This is a genomic window from Nocardiopsis prasina DSM 43845, from assembly GCF_000341265.1.
In the GTDB taxonomy this organism is placed as follows: domain Bacteria; phylum Actinomycetota; class Actinomycetes; order Streptosporangiales; family Streptosporangiaceae; genus Nocardiopsis; species Nocardiopsis prasina.
On the sequence record NZ_ANAE01000110.1, the window covers coordinates 111,134 to 131,411 of the forward strand.

A 20,278-nucleotide genomic window follows, 5' to 3' on the forward strand; every position below is an offset into this window, starting at 1 on the left:
CGCGCTGAACAGCTACCCCCGGCGCCCCGCGCCCTCCGGGTCCAGCCGATCCTCCAGCTGGTCGAGGAGGTCGATCGCGGCCTCCGCGATCACCGTTCCGGGGGGGAAGATCGCCGACGCCCCGGCGGCGCGGAGATCGTCGAAGTCGCCGGGCGGGATCACCCCGCCCACCACGATCATGATGTCCTCGCGGTCGAGGGCGGCCAGTTCCTCGCGCAGCGCTGGCACCAGGGTGAGGTGTCCGGCGGCCAGGGAGGAGACGCCGACCACGTGTACGTCGGCCTCCACCGCCTGGACAGCGACCTCCGCCGGGGTCTGGAACAGCGGGCCCACGTCCACGTCGAAGCCGAGGTCGGCGAAGGCGGTCGCGATCACCTTCTGCCCCCGGTCGTGGCCGTCCTGGCCCATCTTCGCCACGAGGATGCGGGGACGGCGTCCCTCGGCCTCGGCGAACTCGTCGACCCGGGCGGTCACCCGATCCATCAGTCCGGCCGCGTCGGAGCTACCGGCCGCCTCGTTCCTGTACACACCCTGAATCGTACGGATCTGGCCGGAGTGGCGGTTGAAGACCTTCTCCATGGCGTCGGAGATCTCCCCGACCGTCGCCTTCGCGCGGGCCGCGTCGACGGCGGCCGCGAGCAGGTTGTTCGTGAGGGACTCGTCCGCCCTGGACTCCCGTCCCGCCGCCTCGGTGAGGGCGTCCAAAGCCGCGCGCACCTCCTGGTCGTCGCGCTCCTCGCGCAGGCGCCGGAGCTTGTCCAGCTGCTCGGTGCGGACCCTGGAGTTCTCGACCTTGAGGACGTCGATCTCGTCCGCCGTGTCGGGCCGGTACTTGTTGACCCCGATCACCGGCTGCCGCCCCGAGTCGATGCGCGCCTGGGTTCGGGCGGCCGCCTCCTCAATGCGCATCTTGGGCAGCCCCGCGTCGATCGCGGCGGCCATGCCCCCGGCCTTCTCGACCTCCTGGATGTGCGCCCACGCCTTCTCCGCGAGCTGCTGGGTGAGCCTCTCCACGTAGTAGCTGCCGCCCCAGGGGTCCACCACGCGGGTGGTGCCCGACTCCTGCTGCAACAGCAGCTGGGTGTTGCGGGCGATGCGCGCGGAGAAGTCCGTGGGCAGGGCGAGCGCCTCGTCCAGGGCGTTGGTGTGCAGCGACTGCGTGTGGCCCTGGGTGGCGGCCATGGCCTCCACGCAGGTGCGCGCGACGTTGTTGAACACGTCCTGCGCGGTGAGGGACCAGCCGGAGGTCTGGGAGTGGGTGCGCAGGCTCAGTGACTTGTCCTTGGCCGCACCCAGGTCCTTGACCAGGCGGGCCCACAGCAGGCGGGCCGCGCGCAGCTTGGCGACCTCCATGAAGAAGTTCATCCCGATCGCCCAGAAGAACGACAGCCGGGGCGCGAACGCGTCCACGTCCAACCCGGACTTCTGACCCGCCCGGATGTACTCCACCCCGTCGGCGAGGGTGTACGCCAGCTCCAGGTCAGCCGTGGCCCCGGCCTCCTGCATGTGGTAGCCGGAGATGGAGATGGAGTTGAAGCGCGGCATCCGCTGCGAGGTGAAGGCGAAGATGTCGGAGATGATCCGCATCGACGGCTGCGGCGGATAGATGTAGGTGTTGCGGACCATGAACTCCTTGAGGATGTCGTTCTGGATGGTCCCCGACAGCTTCTCGGGGGACACACCCTGCTCCTCGGCGGCGACGATGTACAGCGCCAGGACGGGCAGCACCGCGCCGTTCATGGTCATGGACACGCTCATCCGGTCCAACGGGATGCCGTCGAACAGCTGGCGCATGTCGTAGATGGAGTCGATGGCCACGCCCGCCATGCCGACGTCGCCGGCGACCCGGGGGTGGTCGGAGTCGTAGCCGCGGTGGGTGGCCAGGTCGAAGGCGACCGAGAGGCCCTTCTGCCCGGCGGCGAGGTTGCGGCGGTAGAAGGCGTTGGACTCCTGGGCGGTGGAGAAGCCCGCGTACTGGCGGATGGTCCACGGCTGGTTCACGTACATGGTCGGGTAGGGCCCGCGCAGGTACGGCGGGACGCCCGGGAGGCCGTCCACGAAGTCCAGGCCCTCGCGGTCGGCGGGCGTGTAGAGCGGCCTGACCCCGATGCCCTCGGGGGTCTCCCACTCCAGGGCGTCCGCGGCCTTGCCGGTGGTGTCCTCCAGGGCGCGCCGCCAGTCGGCCGCGCCCTGGTCGGCGCCGGTGAAGGCGGGGAGACGGGGGTCGACGGTGGAGAAGTCGGGGATCATGTCCTCGCCCCCTGGGTGGAGTCGTTCGCGGCGGTCGGCGGGTCGGTGAGGATCACGTCGACCAGGTCGGTGAGCAGGGCGACGGCGTCACAGCCCTTGTGGGCGAAGGCGTCCACCCCGGCCTCCCGGTAGGAGTCGCGCGGCGTCCCGGCGAGCAGGACGCGGCGGGCCCCGACCCCCTTGAGCGCGCGCGCGACGTCCTCGGCGTGTTCACCGTAGAGCCGGTCCGAGGAGCAGATCACCGCGACCCGGCTGCCGGAGTCCGCGAAGGCGCGCGCGGCCGAGGCCGCGTCGTCGATCGGCCCCGGGTCCTCGGCCTCGATGCCCCCGGCGGCGAGGAGGTTGGTGGTGAAGGAGGCGCGCGCGGTGTGCGCGGCGACGGGCCCGAGGGTGACCAGGAACGCGCCGGGACGGTGGCCGGTCGCGGCGGTGTGGGCGTCGGAGCGGTCGCGCAGGCTCTCGTAGTCCTGGGCGTAGCGGCGGACCGAGAAGCCTCTGTGGTCCGGTGCGGGGCGCGCGGGGTCGGGGGCGCGGACCAGGGGCTTCTCGTGCGGGTCGGGAAACTCGCTGACCCCGGTGAGCGGCGCCGTGCGGCGGGCGAGGTCGTGGCGACGGCGTTCCCACACCTGGTCCACGGCCGTGCGGAGTTCACCGTGCGCGATCGCCGCGCCGATGCCTCCGGCGCGCTCCAGTTCCTGGAAGAAGGCCCATCCGGCGCCGTAGAGGTCCCGGGTGAGGGCCTCGACGTAGAAGGAGCCCCCGGCCGGGTCGACGACCCGGGCGAGGTGCGACTCCTCGATGAGGAGCGACTGGGTGTTGCGCGCGATGCGGCGGGCGAAGTCGTCGGGCAGGCCCACGGCGGAGTCGAAGGGCGCGACGGTGACCGCGTCGGCACCGCCCACCCCGGCGGCGAAGCAGGCCACGGTGGTGCGGAGCATGTTCACATGCGGGTCGCGCCGGGTGAGCATGGCGTTCGAGGTGGTGGCGTGCAGGCTCATGCCACGCTGGTCGGCGGGCACCCCGGAGGCCTCCAGCACCTGGTTCCACATGGCGCGGACGGCGCGGAGCTTGGCGATGACGGAGAACTGGTCGGCGTTCGCGGCGAGCCGGAACTCGATCCGGCGGGCGGCGTCGGCCAGGTCCAGCCCGGCGTCGGTGAGGGCACGCAGGTAGGCGGTCCCGGCGGCGACAGCGGAACCGATCTCCTGGGCGTCGGAGCCGCCCGCGTCGTGGACGAGCGTGCCGTCGGCGACGAACAGGCCCAGCCCGGGGCGGTGGGCGGCGTGTTCCGCGGCGAAGCGGGCCGCGTCGGCCACGTCGGGGCGCTCACCGGTCAGGGCCGCCGTGCTCAACGGGTCCAGGCCGAGGTGGGAGATGACCCGGCCGTCGGGGACCTCGGCGTCGGCGTGCGCCCTGAGCAGGGCGGTGGCGGCGTCGAGTGCGTGGGGGCCGGGCGCGGACAGCACCACGGGGGCGAGGTCGAGGTAGACGTCGGCGAGGGCCTCACCCAGGCGGGAGAGGGGGACCCCGCCGGGCTCGGCGGCTTCGGGGCCGGTGTCGGCGCCCACGGCCACCCACAGCGAGCTCACACCGTTCATGAGGTCGTTGTGCATGCGGCGGCGCAGCTCGGCGGGGTCGGCGTCGGTGTGCCGGGCCCGGATGTCCCACCCTCCGGCCACGCCTCCGCCCGGTCGGTAGCCGCGCGTGAAGGGTGCCAGCCCGGGATAGCCGGGGTCCGCGGCGGGCGGGTCGGAGGTGTAGAGGGGTTGGATGTCGAACCCGTCGTAGCCGTGCGTGGCCAGGACGGACTCGGGGGTGTCGGCGAGCCGTTCCTCCGCGACGCCGCTCTTGCGCAGCACTCCGGCGACGAGTTCGCGCCACCGCTCACGTGTGGCCGCCGGGAAGCCCTCGGCCAGGTTGGGGGCCGCGGTACCGGCGGCCCCGCTCTCAGGGACGTCCATACTTCGAGATGGTAGAGAACCGCGTTCGGTTCCGGCGAGCCGGGGTGTGGTGCTCGGCACAGGTTCGACCTCCCCCGTTCTGACCTGCGGGTTGGCCAACGCCAAACGCACGGGCCACATCAGCCCCAGAATATGACATACGCCACACATGGGCCCGCTCCAGAACCAAAAGCCCCGGTCAGGGACCCAAGCGGATACCCCAACCCGCTCTCCCGACAGGATGTCCCATGCTGAACTCCACCCGCCGCCACCGTGTCGCCCTCGGCCTCGTCGCCGCCGGCTCCGCCCTCGCACTCGCCGCCTGTGGCGGCGACGACCCCGAGCCCGCCCAGCCCGACACGGCCGCCGTCGAGGAGGTCGAGGAGGAGGCGGTCGAGGTGGACGCCTCCTCGTTCAACCAGGGCCCCATCCCCGACGAGGCACCCGAGATCGACCCGGAGACGGACCTGCCCGCCGAGCCCGACGCCTCCGCTCCCCTGGGGGACCGCATCGCCTGGGAGGCCCTGGAGCGGATCTCCACCTTCGCCTCCGTGACCGATCCCGACGCCACCTCCACCTGCCCCGAGATCGCCGGTGAGGAGGGGGAGTCCGTCACCTGCACGGTGACCTTCCTGGACGAGGAGTTCGAGTACTCGATCGACATCAGTTCCTCGGGCATCCTGATCAACTACGAGTGGGACATGCCCGAGGGGCCGCTCGTTCGCGAGGTCGTCGAGGACAGCCTCCGGGTGAGCGCCGAGTCCGAGCTCGTGCTCTGCGACATGGACTCCGACGTCGAGCGCGGTGAGACCGGCGGCGAGGCTCCCTTCCTGTGCCAGAGCCTGGACGAGGAGACCGGTGACGTCACCGAGTGGGAGGTCAGCATCTCCCAGTACGGCTCCTTCTCGTTCTACCGGGTCTGACCCGACGCCCCGGAGCACCGGGACGCGCGAGGGGCCCCGCCGAACACGCTGTTCGGCGGGGCCCCTCGCGTTCCTCGCGGTGTCAGCCGCAGTTGGTGCCGTTGCGCACGACCCACTCGCCGCCGATCGAACCGCCCCAGTCCACGCAGTGACCCGCGGCGTCCAGGTACACCGGACCGGCGTAGGTGGTGAAGCTGCCCGGGTCGGTCTTCCACGAGGTGGAGTCGGAGCGCTTGAGGGACGCGTCCATGTTCATTGCGGAACCGGGGCTGGACCGGGTCACGACGACGCAGTTCCTGCCATTGGAGTTGTTGTAGGCCAGGTGGACCGTGCCCCCGGGGACGGAGGCCGAGTTCACCACCCCGTACCCGCTCCCGCACTCCCCGCTGTAGGAGGCGGCGGAGGCCGGGGCCGGGCTGGCGAGGGCCGCGACCAGGACGACGGTGAGCCCGCAGGAGATCCGGCGGGTGAGAGACTTCAGCACTTGTGCTCCTCCTACCAGGGCGGGGTTCCGCTACCGCTGGTCTTGTGGTGCTCCACGAGTCGGGTGATGGTGACGGTGCCGCCGCTCTCGGTGTAGGTGACCTCGGCCGAGACCGTGCGGCTTCCGGAGTTGACGTAGCCGGTCAGGGCGCCGGGGCTGGAGGAGACCGTTCCGGCGGCGCCGTCGGCCACTCCGCCTCCCTGCTCCTGGCAGAAGCTCCACGCGCACACCACCGTGGCGCCGTCGACCACCGCGTACTGGCCGGATCCGCCCGCGGGCTGGAAGGCCACCACGTGGTCACCGGCCGGGCGCGATCCCGAGGCGCTCACCCCGGCGCCGACCGTGGCCATGGTGGTGGTCGAACCACCGTCCTCCTCGCCCTCGTCGTCAGCGTCGTCCTCGTCGTCCTCGCCGCCGGCCTCCTCTGAGGGCTCGTCCGAGGGCGAGGCCTCCTCCGTGGGCTCCTTGCCGACCGGGCCGGGACGCCTCTGCTCCTCGTCGGAGCTCTCCTTCGCGGTGTCCCCGCCCTCGTCGTCCTCGCCTCCGGAGAACCACGCGGCGACGGGCAGGGAGTCCCAGTTGTTGGCCAGGGCCACACCCCCGAACCCGAGTCCGGCGATCAGCAGAAGGGCACCCAGGACCGCGCCGGCCAGGGCCAGGGCCCTGCCAGCGCCCGCGCCCCCGGTCTTCACCGCGAACTCGCGTTCGGGTGCGGTCTGCACGCCGTGCCAGTTGTTGTCGACCAGGGCGCCCATCACACTGCCAGCGGCCTCGGCCGAGGCCACCGGCGCGAAGGACCGCCCGGGGTGGGTCACGGACACCATCTCCGAGACCAGTTGCAGGGCCGTCGGCCGCTGGGCGCCCTCCTTCTGGAGCGCTTGCCGCGCGAGGTCGGCCAGCGGACCGGTGAACCCCTCGGTGTCCGGTTCCCCGCTGATCACCCGGTGGGCGATGGCGGCCGGGTCCCCGCTGCCGAAGGGCGGCCGTCCGGTGGCCGCGTAGGTCACCAGGGCGCCCCAGGCGAAGATGTCGTCGGCGGTGCTGGCGGGCTTGCCCTGGTAGTGGTCGGGGCTGATCCACCCGGGCGAGCCCATGACCGATCCGGTCCGGGTGAGCGCGGTCTGGTCCACGGCCCGGGCCACTCCGAAGTCGAGGACGCGGGGGCCCTCGGGCGACAGGACGATGTTGGCGGGTTTGAGATCGCGGTGCGCGATACCCGCCTCGTGGATCTGGGCCAGTGCCTCGGCGACCCCCGCCGCGAGGCCGATCAGCAGCTGTTCGTCGAGGGCTCCGTGCTTGCGCATGTAGGCGCTGAGCGTCATGCCCCGCACCAACGGGGTGACCAGCCAGGGCCGCTCGGCCCCGGTGTCGGCGTCCAGCAGGGGCACCGCGCACGCGCCGCCCACCCTGCGGAGCAGGTCGACCTCACGCGTGAAGCGCGCCCGGAACTCCTCGTCCGCCGCGTACTCGGGGTGGATGAGTTTGACCGCGACCAGCTCGCCGCTGGCGGTCCGGGCCGCGTACACGACGCCCATGCCCCCCGCCCCCAGGCGTTTGAGGGGCTGGTAGGGGCCGATCCTCGCGGGGTCGGTGGAGGTCAGGTCGGTGGCGGTGACGGGAAGTGAGACGGCTGAGGGGGTTGGGTTCACTGGGAACAGATCCTGATCGGCATACGGGTGGGACGGTTGACTCTGGCAGCGGGGTCAGGCGCCCACCGAGAACAGGGAGGACAAGTGGGACCAAGGGGAGTAGGTGGATACTAGCGCCTCAAACCTCGCGCACAAGGTATCTGTCGTCACACCCCGGCTCCGGCGGGTCACGGCATCGGCACCCTCACCTGCTGGACCCTGCCGTCACCCAGGTGCAGGTAGGCGGTCCCCGGGGTGAGCCTCGGGCTGGACACCCCCTTGGGCAGGCGCAGTCCCAGGACCTCGCCGTCGGCCTGGCTCTGCGGAGAGAGCAGCGCACCGATCCGGTTGCGCTTGAGGTGGACGTGCCAGCCGTTGAAGCCGCCCTGGAGCGCCTCGTTGGTACCCGCCGCGACGATGCCCCAGCCCGCGCCCACCATGCCGCGTGCGATCCGCGTGAACTCCTTGCCGAGGTCGCTCTGGAGCAGCAGTTCGGCGTCGTCGATCACCACGACCGCCGTGTCCGCCTCGAAGCGCCCGAGCGCCTCGTGCAGCTGCGACAGCCTCGGTTCGGCGGCGTCGATGACGGCCCGCACCCCGCGCTCGTTGCGCAGGTCGGCCAGGCGTGACCCCCTCGGGGTCACGAGCAGCAGCTCCGTCCCTCCCTCCAGCAGGGACGCGGCCATGGTCGTGAGCATGCTGGACCGCCCGGACTGGGGCGGACCGCTCACGAGGAAGGTCGGGATCCGCGACAGGTCCGCGGTGACGGCGGTGAGTTCGTTGCCTCCGACCCCGATCAGGGCGTGCAGCGGTCGGGGAGGCCGGGTCCGGTAGCGGGACATGTCAGCGAAGGTCAGCTGGTCCGGCAGGACGTCGACGCGGAACGGCCGCGGGCCGCCGCCGGGCTGGCGCTGGGAGACGAACTCGGCGATGCGCGCGAGCTCGGCGCCCTGGGCCGCGCCCTGCGGGTTCTTCGTCAGCAGCGCGATCTGGACCTCCAACGCGTCGCCCGCGCGGAAGGCCCGGCCGTCCGGGACCTCCTCGGGCAGCGCGCGGGCCTGGAGCCCGGCCGAACCGTAGTCTCCGCTGTCGTTGCAGCGCAGGACCAGCAGGTCCTCCGTGGTGGAGGAGTACTTCGTGCGCGTCAGCAGGCGGTCACCGGTGGCGACCACGTGGACGCCCACGCCCGCACCGTCCCTCATCAGGGTGGTGACGTCCTCGACCAGTGCGCCGTAGTTGTACTCGCCGAAGGCCTGCTCGAAGGCGTCCAGGCGGTCGATGAAGAGCACGATGTGGGCCGGTCGCTCCTGGCCCGGCAGCTTGGCCCGGAGCTCCTCCAGGTCGGCGCAGCCGTGCGCCGCGAGCAGCTTCTGCCGGCGGTCCAGCTCCTCTCCGAGCAGCCCCAGCAGGCGCACGACACGGTCGCCCTGGGTGCGTTGGGCGACCGCCCCGCAGTGCGGCAGCCTCTCCATGGGCAGAAGGGCGCCGTTGCCGCAGTCCAGGCCGTACATGTGCACGTCGTCGGGGTGGTGGCCCAGTGCGAGGGAGGCGGCGAGGGTGCGCAGTGTCTGGGAGCGGCCGGTGCGGCCCGACCCCATGATGTGCAGGTGTCCGGTTCTGGCCAGGTCGAACGTGTACGGCATCTGGCGCTGCTGCGCCGGGACGTCGATGAGGCCGATCGGCACCGGGCGCACGACCCCGGGCTCCGCCTGCGGGGGCCGCCCCCGCAGGAGCGTCGACAGGGTCAGCGACGTGGGCAGCGCCTCCAGCCAGGGGCTCGGCTGACGCCGCGCGCCGACCTGCTCGGTGGCCTCCCGGACGGCCGCGACCAACGCCGTGAGGTCGGTGGCCTCCACGTCGCCGCTCTGCTGGCTCTCCTTGGCGGCGATCGGTGCGGGAAGTGCCAGGTCCGACCACTTCACCGCGTGGGCGACGGGGGCGGAGGCGTTCTCCACGGCCACGACCCTGCGGCCGCCCACCCGACCCGACTGGAACGGCAGGAGCGAGGCGTGGCCGAGCCGGGCGTAGGCGCGTCCGGGGGTGTCGATCCCGATGTGGGCGGACTCCGCGGCGTCGATGACGTCGCGGCTCTCGGTCTCGTCGGTCATCCGCAGCGCGATCCGCAGGTTGGTGTTGGCGCGGATGTCGTTGGTGACCACGCCGCCGGGACGCTGGGTGGCCAGCACCAGGTGGATGCCGAGCGAGCGGCCGCGCTGGGCGATGTTGACCAGGCCCTTGACGAAGTCCGGCAGCTCGCGCGCCATGGACGCGAACTCGTCGATGACCAGCATCAGCCGGGGCATCTGCGGCATGCGGGGGTCGCGGTCCAGGAGTTCGAGGTAGTCCTCGATGTCCTTCGCTCCGGCCTTGGCCAGGATGTGCTCGCGGCGGTGCAGCTCCGCGCCGAGCGAGACCAGGGCGCGTCCCACCAGGTGGGTGTCCAGGTCGGTGACCATGCCGACGGTGTGCGGCAGGTCCACGCAGTCCTTGAACGCGCTGCCGCCCTTGTAGTCGACCAGCACGAACGACATCGACTCGGGGCGGTTCACAGCCGCCAGCGACGCCACCAGTGTCTGGAGGAGTTCGGACTTGCCGGAACCCGTCGTGCCCGCGATGAGCGCGTGGGGGCCGTCCCGCCGGATGTCGACGGCGAACGGGCCGTCCAGGCCGACGCCGAGAGTGGCGACCGTGCTCCGGCCGCCGCTCGCCCAGTGGGCCGCGATGGCGTCGCCGTTGGGCGGTTCCAGGCCGATCACGTCGAGCAGGCGCGCGCTGCGCGGCAGGGACCCGCCGGACTCGCCGACGCTGCTGTCCCGCAGCGGGGCCAGGGCCCGCCCGAGCCGGTCCGCCCAGGCGGCGGAGGGGACGTCGGCGCGCACGTCCTCGACGTTGTCGAAGGAGGTCCGGCGCAGACGCATCCCGTGCGGGGTGATGCTGACGACGGCCCGGCACTCCTCGGGGAGCAGCCGCTCCTCCGCGTCCAGGCACAGGACGTGGATGCCGACCTCGGGACCCTCACGCAGCAGCTGGACGACCCCGGGGAGCGAGCGGATCCGGCGGGCGCCGTCGAGGACGACCACGATCGCGGGCTCGTCGTCGACGGCCCCGCGCGTGGCCTTGGCCCGCGCCTCCAGGATCATCAGGAGTTCGGAGACGCGGCGGGCGCACGTGGTGGCGTCGATGCCGATCCGGCCCAGCGAGAGCTGGGGCAGGTCCCCGCGCAGGTGCGGCACGTAGCGGGTCCACCGCCAGCGGGTGTGGTCGCCCTCCATGGACAGCAGGTACAGCTGGAGCTCGGCGGGGCTGTGCAGGGCGACGAGCTGGGCGACCAGCCAGCGTTCCAGGGCGTGGGCGCCCTCGCCGGTCCCGGCCACGCCCACGACGCCGTTGTCCCTGACCGACACGCTCACCGGCACGTCCCGCATGTCCCAGGTGACCTCCTTGCGGTGGTCGTCCTTGGTGGGGTCCATGAGGACCACCTCGGAGGGGATGCTGCCGGTGCCCACGCGCAGTTGGGTGAAGTCCTCGTCGATCTTGCGGCGCTCCCACAGGCGGGAACGCGGGCCGGTGGACAGCAGCAGGACCGCCGCCGGGTCGGGACAGGTGTCGCGCAGGCGCCGCTGCGCGGAGACGAGGGCGTCACGGGCGTCCCTGGTGACCCGTTCCGTCTTCTCCTCGAACTCGCGCAGCTGCTTCTCGTAGCGGGCCTTGGTGGTCCTGCGCTGCATCAACTGCATGAACAGCACGGAGACGGGCGCCAGCAGACCGATGAGGAGCATCTGGGGGCGGTTCATGATGAGCGCGCCGCCGACCGCCATGGTGATCGGCATCAGGATCATCATGAGCAGCTGGGCGATCGGCTTGTCCGGCGGCTCGGGCGGGGTGGGCAGCTTGAACTTGGTCTTGGTGGGCGCGGGGTGCAGACGGGGCGGACGGTTGTAGTCCAGGCCGGTGCCGTCCTCGGAGGTGACGACGGAGGCGTCGGGCCGGTGGTTGGGCCACGCCTCGAAGAGGGTCCCGCCCAGGGTGAGCTGCTCCCCCTGCGGCCACGCGGTGTTCGGGGCGACCTCGTCGCGCTCCAGGTAAGTGCCCGGCCCGCTGCTGGTACCCGTGATGGTGACGGTGCCGTCAGGGGACACGCGGATCCGCGCCCAGTGGCCGTCCGCGTCGACGACGAGCACGGCGCTCTCGTGGTCGCCGACCACGTAGTCGCCCGGGTCGAGCCGGACGACCCGCCCGGCGTCGGGGCCGGAGACCACCCGGACCTCCACCACGCCCGGGGGTTCCGCCTTGACCTCGGCGGGTCCGCCCACACCGATGACCGACCCGTCCAGGATCCCGGCGTCAGCGAGGGACACTGACGGATCGACGCGCCGGTCACCGACGTAGAGCGGGACCTCCTGGCCGTCGACGCGCGGCATCGTCCGGACCACCGGGTCCACGACCTCGGTGAGCTGGCGCACCGTGGCGCTGGGGTCGGCGTCGACGAGCATGTCCAGCCGCAGGGGGGAGGAGGCGACGGGGCCAAAGCCGTTCGGTCCGTCCACGGACGGGCCGGTGGCTGGAGTCGCGGTGAAGAGAAGGCGCACGGTGGGGACTGCTTCCGGGTCTCTGCCGTCAGGGGCGGGTCACGTCTGCCGACGCGGCGGTCGGTGGGGCCGCGCGTCGCGCCCCGCGCCCGCGCGGGAGCCGGAAGGGGGCGTGGGGTCCGGCGCGGGCGTGCGGGGCGGGGCTGCTCGGTGCGGGGCGGGAGCCCGCGAGGAGCGCGGGGGTCGGGGCGGCTCGGGGCCGTCAGCCCTTGAGGCCCTCGCCGAGCTTCTCGTCGGTCTCGCTGAAGGTGGTGCCGACCTGCTTGAGGTACTTGGCGATGCCCTCAAGGCCCTTGTTGACGTCCTCGAAGCCGCTGTTGAAGTCCTCGAAGAACGGGCGGAAGTGCTTCTCCGCGGCGGGGGTGCTGTAGCCGTCCGAGATCAGCGCGTCGACCTTGTTCTTGATGGACTGGAGACGCTCGGTGAACTCGTTGAACTCCTGGGTGAGGGAGCCCGAGGTCTCCTCTGTCTTGTCACTGTCGACGTTGTACGCGGGCATGTGTCTCTCCTCGTGTGTGTGCTCTCGGGGCGGCCGCGTCCGGCCGGGGCCCGGGAGCCCTTCTGTGCTCATTGTGGCTGATACGTGTTCGCGGGTGATGGTTCACCCCGGAACCCGCCGACCTGCACCGGTCGGCGCAGACTCAGGTGTCCTCGGCCGGGGGGACGTCGCGCTCCCAGAACCGAGCCGAGCCGGTGATCGCGTCGAAGAGGTCCAGGACCTCGTCGACCTCGCGGGAGTTGGGGCTGGTGCAGCTGACCAGGATCCGCTTGTCCAGGCCCGGGTACTCCATGGCCGTGTGCATGGCCACCGTGCGCAGGATCGCCTCGTCGGTGTCGTAGTCCGTGACACCGTAGATACGACCGCACTGCCCCAGCCCGGACTCGGTCAGGTCGACGACGGTCTTGTTCAGCCACGTCCCCTCGCGCGCCGTGGCCGAATCCTGGTAGACGTAGTCGACCAGGCGCAGCGGGTCGATGGCGTGCGGGCCCTTGCCCGCGGGGAAGGCGAACACGCAGACGGTCGCCATGAAGAACCCGTCGTCGTACTCCTCGAAGGTCCCGGCGGCCGAGATCAGCCCGGACCCGGTCGCCTCGTCGGTCACCCTGGACATGTCGGCGATCAGCTCGTTGAGCGCCTCCGCCTCCTCCGGCCGGTTCCCGTACGCCTCCAGGACCTTGGCGCGCATCTCGGCGAGCGAGTCGCCGGACAGGTCGTACTGCTTCCAGCCTTCCGGAAGCGCGTAGTCGAACAGGATGTCCCGCTTCGGGACGTCCTCCTCGAACAGGTAGGGCATGGCGGTCGGTTCTCCTCGTGCGGGCGGGTATGGCTCTCCGCGGTCAGGCTAGACGGCGGACTGGTTGGGGTGACCGGGAGGCGGGGCGCCCTGCTCCTTGTCGGTCAGGCTCCTGCCCATCTCCTCGTCCGCCTCCTCGAAGGTCTCGATCACGGGGGTGAGTGCCTGGAGCAGGGCCCCGAGGTCCTCGGCCTGGCGCTCGTAGTTCTTCTTGCAGTCCTTGCCGTAGTCCTTGGCCTTGTCGACCAGGTTGCCCGGACCGATGTCCTCGGCCCGGTCCTCGGGGCTCCGGTAGGAATCGCCCTCCTCGGCTTCGGCGAAGGCGCTCTGGATCCTGTTGAGCGACCCCCGCATGTCGATCAGGGCGTCCGTGTCGATACTGACGATGGTGGCCATCCGACCCCCTTCCTGGTGTTCGTGCGTGCTTCGGCCCGTGCGGTGTCAGCCCTGGTCCCGCATCTTCTCCACGTCTTCCAGGCTGACGTCGTAGAGCTTCGCGAGCCTTGCTTCGAGGACCCTCCTCTGCGCCTGGGCATCGGCGAGGAAGCGGTCCGCCCGCTCCTGCTCCTCGACCGCACTGGAGTTGGAGTGATCGGTGTTGCGGGTGGCCTCGTACTCCTTGAGGTTCTCCTCGGTGAGCAGCTTGTTGAGCACCTCGAGCTGCTCCTCGACCTTCTCCCCCTCGCGGAAGTCCTCGTGGAACTCGTCCAGATACTCGTCCCGGAGGTTGTTGCGCATGGCCTGGTGGCTCAGCTCCAGTGGGAAGCCGGGCAGGCCGTCGGCGCCCCCGTACCTGCCCTCGGCCGCCGCCTTGGGGATCGCAGTTCCGAGCTGCATGAAGGACTGCACCACGTAGCTGGGATTGGGCATCCCGTCGGGACCGAACGCGATGCCGTCCGAGAGCCAGTCCAGTCCGGTCGTCTCCGCCGCGAAATGGCGGGCGAAGTCGAATCCCGTTCCCGCGACCACGTTGAGGATGTTCTTGAACAGCTCGAAGGGGATCCCGTCGAGGGCCGCCCTCCGGGTGTCCCGGAGCGTGGTGACCGGATCGGGGTCCGGGCGTTCCGGCCCCGGAGAGTCGCGCCGGTCGTCCCCGCCGGAGGCGGTGTCGTCGCCGTCCCGCTGGGCGGTGTCGTCGCCGTCCTGCCGAGCGGGGGCGTCGCCGTCGTCCGTCATCGGGGGAGCGGTGCGCGCGCCGCCGTCCCGGTCGGGGCGGGCCGGGGCTCCGTCGGCCCCGGAACCCGGGATGTCCACCCGGTGCTGGACCCCGTCCGGCGCGGAGACGCGGACGTGGCCCTCGGTGACGCGCAGCTCGGGGCCGCCGCCGGAGTCGACACGCACCCCGCCCCGGGCGTCCCGGACCGTCGTTCCGCTGGATCCGTCGGTGACCTCGGCGCGCCCGGAGGCCGACCGGGTGCCCGAGACGTTCCCGCCGGACTCGAACCGGATCTGGTCGGGCGAGACCAACGGGTCACGCAACCGAGGCCACCGGCCGTTGCCCGTGTGGATCGGATTCTGCACTCCGGGCCCACCGGGCCTGGCCGTCACCTCGATGCTCTGCGCACCGTTGCTGCCGCGCGTCCCGTCGGGGCTGGTCGACACCGCCCACGTGTCGGAGTCGCGACCGGTGCCCCGCGCCGTCAGGCCGTCGGGCGTGACGTCGACGGTCCGGCCGCCGGAGCTGACAGTGCCGGGGTCCCGGCCCGGGGCCATCGTCGTGTGGACCCCGTCACCCCTGGCCCAGACGCTCGTCCCCGCACTCGTGGAGACGGAGTTCTCATGCTGCGAGCTTTCCCCGAACGGTGGGCGGGGTTCCCTGTCGCTCCTGGTCTCGGCCACCCTCTCGCCCGGGCCGACGCCTCCCTCGTCCGTGCGGGCGGTCGTGGTCGCCTCCCCGTCGGACACCCGAACCCGGTCTCCGTCGGTGTCACCCCTGAGCCCCTCGGGCCCGGAGACGCTGAGCCGTCCGCCACCGTTGTCGGCCCGGTGACTCCCGTCCCTGGTGTTCACCGCCACGGAGCCGTCGCCTCGACGCGTCACCTCCAGGGAGTTCTCCCTTCCGCCCGGCGCCGCCATGGTCATGTCCCCGTCTCCGGAGGCGCGCACCGACCAGCCGTACGGGCTCTCGACGCGCAACGCGGGGGCCGCTCCTGGCCCGTCTCCGCCACGCCCCGGCTCGATCGTCACGCTGGTGAGCGTGCGACCGTCCGGGGAACTGACCGCCAGGGAGGGGGTGTTGGTAGCCGGGTCCAGGGGGAGACTCGGGTAGGTCTCGCCCGGCACTGGCCTTCCGTCCATGTCGTAGGTCCGCTGTCGGCCGCCGTCGACCACGTGAATCGCACTCGTTCCGTGGTGGTCCACGATCTGGACTCGGGAACCGTGGTCGAAGCTGACCTGCCCCGGCTCCGCGGTGACGTTCCCGGACCTGAACACGGGGCGGGTGCCGCCCCGGCCGTCGGCGACCTGCCTGAGGGCCGCGTCGTTCCCGTCCCCGTGGGTGGACGACCGCAGGTCGATGCCGCCGTCCGCGCGGATCTCGGCGCTGGAGGGGCCGCCTCTGACGCTGCCGGTGCCGTCCTGGCGTAGATCGAAGTCCACACCCCGGTCCGCGTGGGACAGGTGCGCCGAATCGGACCGGACCTCGGCGCGGGCTCCACCCGACGTGACGCGGACCGTCCCGTCCGCGCGGTCGAAGCCGTGCGAGCCGCCACCCGGGACGTCGACCCGGTAGCCGTCGACCCCGACCTCGGCGTTCCTGCCCGTGGTCGGGTCCGTCACCTGGGAACGCGGAGCGCGCCCCGTGCTGTCGACCGCCGACCGGGTGACGTCGGGTCCGCCACCGTTGGTCCTGAGGTCGACGGGGCCGTCACCGGTGTGGCTGACCCGCAGGCCGTCCGCGTCCTGGCGGACGGTCAGGCCGTCCCCGGTCCGGACCTCGCTGCCGTTCGTGTCCCGGGAGACGGAGACGTCCCCGTCGCTCGTGGAGACCGTCAGCTCACCGTCGCGGTAGGAGGCACGCCCCCTGCCGCCGGGACCGGTCACCTCCAGTTCTCCCGCGCGGACCGTGCCGTCCCGTTGGGCGCGGACCGACGAGCCGTCCGCCGAGGACACGTCGAACCCGCGCCCGGTGCTCCGCACGCTGGTGCCGTTGACGTCGACACCGTCACGGGTCACGTTCATGGTGAAGTCCGAGCCGCCCTCGCGGGTGGCCGGGTAGCGGTAGGCCACGTTCTGCTCACCGTCGGCGCCGCGCGTGGTGGTGAACTCGCCCTGGCCGTTGGTGCGGGTGTGGGTGACGACCGGACCGTCCTGCGCGGAGGCACCGGAACCGTCACCACGCGGGGCGTCAGGGGCCTGGGTGTCCTCAGCGCGTTGGCGGGGCTGGGCCTCGCCGGGTGCCCGTTCCGGGGTCCGCTGCTCTGCCGTGTTCGGGTGCTGGTCGGCGCTTCGCGGCGCGGGGTTCGGTTCGTCCACGCCCGACCGAGTCTCGGTGCTCTCGTTGGAGCGCACCCCGGTCGACGGGGTATCGGGTTGACCGTCGCGGTTCGCGGGCGCGACGTCCACCTCTCCGGGCTCTGCGATCCGAGCCCGAGGTGAGGCGGGCGGCTGGGGCGTGTTCATGCCGCTCCCGGACCGGGTGGGCGGAGCGAAGTCCTCTCGGGGCTCGGTTCCGTCGCCCCGGTCGCTCTGGTTCCCTCCGGTGTCGTGAGGGCCCGGCACGTCCGCCGCTCCGGTCGCGGAGTCCCCCGTACCGACCGTGTCCGTTGGGCCGTGATCGGGGGCGAATGAGGAGTCCCCTCTACCGTCCGACTCGGCGGTGGAGGTGCCGCTGGTGCCTGTCGAGGAGTCACCAGCGACATTCGTCGACGCTGGCGTCCCACCCGCACTGCCCGCATCGGCCGAGGCAGCAGGCACGGAATCCCCAGGTCCACCCATGGCAGCAACGGGAGCACCAGCACCGCCGGAACCGGACTCGGAGTCACCAACGGCGTTCGTGGAACCGGACTCCGCACCGGCGCCAGCCGACTCGGGAACCGGACCACCGGCACCAGCCTGGGCGGCAGCGGCCTGCGGCTCCGCCTCACCCCGGCCAGCCTGCTGGGGTACCGGGTCCCCCTGGCCGCCCATGGGCGCGGGACCGGCGTCAGGGTCGGTGAGCGCCGCGTCCGGTGACGCCTCCCCGGTGCGGCCCTCCCCGGTGGCGGCGCCGCCTGCGCCGGTGTTGCCTCCTCCACCGGAGTCCTGGGTTCCGGCCGGGTCCGCCCCACCGGCCCCCGCCGCCGGGTCGGACCCGTCTGCGCTCCCGCCGCTTCCGGAACCGCCCCCGAAGAAGTTGGGCAGCGAGCCGTTGTCCGCGAGCACCCCGACGGTGGAACCGGCGGCGCTGGTCCCGACTGCGGTCAGCGCCTCGTTGGTCCAGTTGATATCACTGAGGCTCTTGCCCTCACCTGCGACCTGCACCGTGACCGACGACGCCATGCTGGCCGCGCTGTCCTTGGCGATACTCGTCGCGATCTTCCCACCCGTGGTGTTGGCCGCCCGGCTGACCGTGGCGGGGACCGCACGGCTGGCTCCGCTGCGGACCGAGGAGGCCGCACGGCTCACGCCGCCCGCCACACGCCCGGGAACACGGGTGGCCGCCGCACCGGCCACCCTGCCGACCGCACGTCCACCGCGCAGCAGGGCGCCGCCCGGAATCAGGGAGATCGCGTCCATGCCCAGGGTGAACAGCGACTCCCGGTTGAAGCCGAGCTTGCCCTCCTTGTGCAGCGAGGCGGCGCTGATCGCGAGGACGGTCAGGGCCAGGGCGATACCGAGTCCGGGGATGAAGATGGCCGCCAGGCCCGCGACGACCATGGCCACCGCGTACAGCAGCGGGTTCTCCTCGACCCATGTGACGATCTTGTCCAGCCAACCCCACAGCTTGCGCGGGCTGCCCTGCTTGGCCTCCTCCAAGGCGTCGGCGCACTCGCGGGCGGCCTCGTCCATGTCGTTGAGGACGCTGGTCAGCCTGGTGATGAACGCGTCCCGCTCGGGGTCCTCACCATCGACCCTCTTCTTCCAGGCGTCGGTGTCCTCCAGCGCCGTGTAGGCCGAGGCGGCCTGGTGGGCGATCGACGCGCTGTCCTGGCGGGCCGTTCCGAGGGAGATCTCCCACTTGTCGAGGGCCCTGTACCCCTTCTCGTAGGCTTCCTGGGCCTTGTCCAGGTGCTTGGGCAGCTCGTTGACGAGCTCCTTGAGGGCCGCGACGGTGTCGCCCTCGCCCAGGGAGTCGCCCTCGAGGCGCCGCATGTCGGCGGCGGCCTGTTCGGCCGCGTCCGACAGCCTCTCGTAGAACCTGCTCAGGGTGCGGACGTCACTCGTCTGCCACGGAACGGGGTCGTCGGGGCGGTCGAGCAGGTCCCACCGGAGGTACTCACGAGGTTGTTTGGCCACGTCCCGAAGTACTCGCTTTCCAGGTCCGACAGGGCACCGTCGTGTTCCGCGCACAGGCAGCGGCACGAACAGCCAGGGGTTCGCGGGCCTCGGGGGCGTAGGGCACCGCGCGAGTCCGACATCATAGACTCCCACCCCCATGAGTGAACAGATGCCTCGGAAGGCCCCCGAGTTCGCGTGAACCGGGAGGAGTCCTTCCGCATCTCCCCTCCGGACGACCCACCAGCGCAGACACCAACGGGAGAGAGCGAGTGACCCTGACAGCGGCGGCACGCCCCCTCGGAACACGGTCGGCGGCGACGCGGACGGCCCGCACCGCCACCGGCCTCGCGGTCAGCGCCTCCCTGGTGGCGGCTTTCCTGTCCGCTTTGGCGTCCCCGGCCGGTGCCGACACCGCGGGCACCTACGACATGTGCCCGCAGGTCTACTACTACGTGGTCCCGGAGGGCTCCCCCGGGCTCGAGGCGATCGCCGACCTCATCCTGGACGACCCCGAGCGCGCCGACGAGATCCACGAACTCAACGCGGGGCGCTCCCAGGCGGACGGGACGGCCCTGGGCGAGGACCGCGCACTCCAGGCGGACTGGCGGCTGGTGGTCCCCTTCGACTCCGGCGGGGAGGGCGTCTACGAGGGCCGCGACCCCCTCTGCGTGGTCGCGGTCGACCAGGCCAACGCCCAGGGAGTCGCCCCGCCGAGCCCGCACCCGGCGCCGCCTGCCTACTCCCCGTCTCCCGAAGAGGAGCCGTCAGCGGAGCAGGGCGAGGTCACCGACGTCACCCCGCAGGACGACAAGCCCAAGATCGACCCGCGCCTCCTCGCGGCGGGTGCGGCCGCGCTGATCCTGCTGACCCTGCTCACGCTGTTCTGGCAGCCGATCGGCCGGGCCATCGCCTGGCCGTTCCGGAGGATCGCCGCGCTCCCCTGGCGCAGACCCCGCAAGCCCAGGTCCGCTCGGATCGCCGCGGCTACGCGTCGCCGCCGGGCCGCGACCGAGCGCGTCACGGCCGATCCCGACGCCGTCCACCGGGCGGGGGGCGCCCACGCCGACCTCCTCGGGGCCCCCGCCGAGGTCCCAGCCCGACCCGTCGCCATCCTGACCACACCCGGGGAGACGACCGCGATCGTCCCCGCCGGGGCAACCCCTCCGGCGACCTCGTGGCGGGTCGTCGACACCACCACCTGGCGCTACGCGCGCGGTTCGGGGTCCTCCGGCCCGCTCAACTTCGCCGCGTCCACCCACACGATGGTCCGCCCCGTGGTCAACGGGGTCCTGGCGTGCCTGGGCACGTTGGAGGACGGGGACGCGCTCGTCCACGTCGACCTCACCAGGACGCGCGGTCTGCTGGCCGTGGGCGGGGACCGCACGATCGCCGCCGACGCCGTGCGCGTGATCGCCGACGCGCTCCACTCCAAGGGCCTGACGGTCCGGGTCCTGCGGTCGGGTCAGCCGCTGCACTCGCTGGTGACCGCGGCTCCGCCCGACCTGACCGCCCCGGACCCCGTCCACGGCCTGGAGCACAGCGCCGAACACCCGCTCGTGGTGGTCGTACCGCGTCCGCTCGGAACCGCCGACGAGCACGTGCTCGGCGGCATCCCCCCGAACACCCTCGTGGTGGGCACCGGGGAGTCGATCCACGCGCGCTGGCAGTGGGAGGCCCACGAGGACGGCACCGTCGACACCGGGGCGCTCGGCCTCAGGGTGGTCCTGCGGCTGCCCGAACGCCGCCAGTGA

General features: G+C 72.2%; 11 protein-coding genes. 2 read left to right on the forward strand and 9 right to left on the reverse strand.

Going from position 1 to position 20,278, the window contains the following annotated elements:
• Positions 1-12 precede the first annotated feature (12 nt).
• Both scpA and D452_RS0111215 read right to left on the reverse strand, forming a co-directional pair.
• Positions 13-2,250, reverse strand: coding sequence for a methylmalonyl-CoA mutase (gene scpA, locus D452_RS0111210; RefSeq protein ID WP_017544241.1), 2,238 nt, complete (start codon positions 2,248-2,250; stop codon positions 13-15).
• Complete coding sequence (locus D452_RS0111215; RefSeq protein WP_017544242.1) at positions 2,247-4,211, reverse strand: methylmalonyl-CoA mutase family protein; 1,965 nt, start codon at positions 4,209-4,211, stop codon at positions 2,247-2,249. The genes scpA and D452_RS0111215 overlap by 4 nt, the downstream gene beginning before the upstream one ends.
• A gap of 227 nt (positions 4,212-4,438) precedes the next feature.
• Here D452_RS0111215 and D452_RS0111220 point away from each other — a divergent pair, with 227 nt between their 5' ends.
• Positions 4,439-5,113 (forward strand): hypothetical protein, encoded by a 675-nt coding sequence (locus D452_RS0111220; protein WP_017544243.1) that lies wholly within the window; start codon positions 4,439-4,441, stop codon positions 5,111-5,113.
• A gap of 82 nt (positions 5,114-5,195) precedes the next feature.
• Here D452_RS0111220 and D452_RS0111225 read toward each other — a convergent pair whose 3' ends face one another.
• The 7 genes from D452_RS0111225 to D452_RS0111255 all read right to left on the reverse strand — a co-directional run bounded on the left by D452_RS0111225 (position 5,196) and on the right by D452_RS0111255 (position 18,545).
• Positions 5,196-5,597, reverse strand: coding sequence for a hypothetical protein (locus D452_RS0111225; RefSeq protein ID WP_017544244.1), 402 nt, complete (start codon positions 5,595-5,597; stop codon positions 5,196-5,198).
• A gap of 11 nt (positions 5,598-5,608) precedes the next feature.
• Positions 5,609-7,246: a serine/threonine-protein kinase gene (locus D452_RS0111230; RefSeq protein ID WP_017544245.1), complete on the reverse strand. Its 1,638-nt coding sequence runs from the start codon at positions 7,244-7,246 to the stop codon at positions 5,609-5,611.
• Between the two features lie 167 nt (positions 7,247-7,413).
• A complete protein-coding gene (locus D452_RS0111235) occupies positions 7,414-11,814 on the reverse strand; it encodes an FtsK/SpoIIIE domain-containing protein (RefSeq protein ID WP_017544246.1) in 4,401 nt (1,466 codons plus the stop codon).
• A 202-nt stretch (positions 11,815-12,016) separates the two neighbouring features.
• On the reverse strand, positions 12,017-12,313 hold the full coding sequence (locus tag D452_RS0111240) for a WXG100 family type VII secretion target (protein ID WP_017544247.1): 297 nt from the start codon (positions 12,311-12,313) through the stop codon (positions 12,017-12,019).
• 142 nt (positions 12,314-12,455) lie between these two features.
• Complete coding sequence (locus D452_RS0111245) at positions 12,456-13,109, reverse strand: hypothetical protein (RefSeq protein WP_017544248.1); 654 nt, start codon at positions 13,107-13,109, stop codon at positions 12,456-12,458.
• 48 nt (positions 13,110-13,157) lie between these two features.
• Complete coding sequence (locus D452_RS0111250) at positions 13,158-13,505, reverse strand: hypothetical protein (RefSeq protein ID WP_017544249.1); 348 nt, start codon at positions 13,503-13,505, stop codon at positions 13,158-13,160.
• A gap of 45 nt (positions 13,506-13,550) precedes the next feature.
• The gene (locus D452_RS0111255) at positions 13,551-18,545 is read right to left on the reverse strand and encodes a hypothetical protein (RefSeq protein WP_020379986.1); all 4,995 of its coding nucleotides are present in this window, start codon (positions 18,543-18,545) and stop codon (positions 13,551-13,553) included.
• A gap of 251 nt (positions 18,546-18,796) precedes the next feature.
• Here D452_RS0111255 and D452_RS0111260 point away from each other — a divergent pair, with 251 nt between their 5' ends.
• Positions 18,797-20,278, forward strand: a complete 1,482-nt coding sequence (locus D452_RS0111260; RefSeq protein WP_017544250.1) for a hypothetical protein — start codon at positions 18,797-18,799, stop codon at positions 20,276-20,278.

Coding starts and splice junctions, on each gene's coding strand:
- scpA (WP_017544241.1), bottom strand. CDS start 2,250: ATGATCCCCGACTTCTCCACCGTCGACCCCCGTCTCCCCGCCTTCACC.
- D452_RS0111215 (WP_017544242.1), bottom strand. CDS start 4,211: ATGGACGTCCCTGAGAGCGGGGCCGCCGGTACCGCGGCCCCCAACCTG.
- D452_RS0111220 (WP_017544243.1), top strand. CDS start 4,439: ATGCTGAACTCCACCCGCCGCCACCGTGTCGCCCTCGGCCTCGTCGCC.
- D452_RS0111240 (WP_017544247.1), bottom strand. CDS start 12,313: ATGCCCGCGTACAACGTCGACAGTGACAAGACAGAGGAGACCTCGGGC.
- D452_RS0111245 (WP_017544248.1), bottom strand. CDS start 13,109: ATGCCCTACCTGTTCGAGGAGGACGTCCCGAAGCGGGACATCCTGTTC.
- D452_RS0111250 (WP_017544249.1), bottom strand. CDS start 13,505: ATGGCCACCATCGTCAGTATCGACACGGACGCCCTGATCGACATGCGG.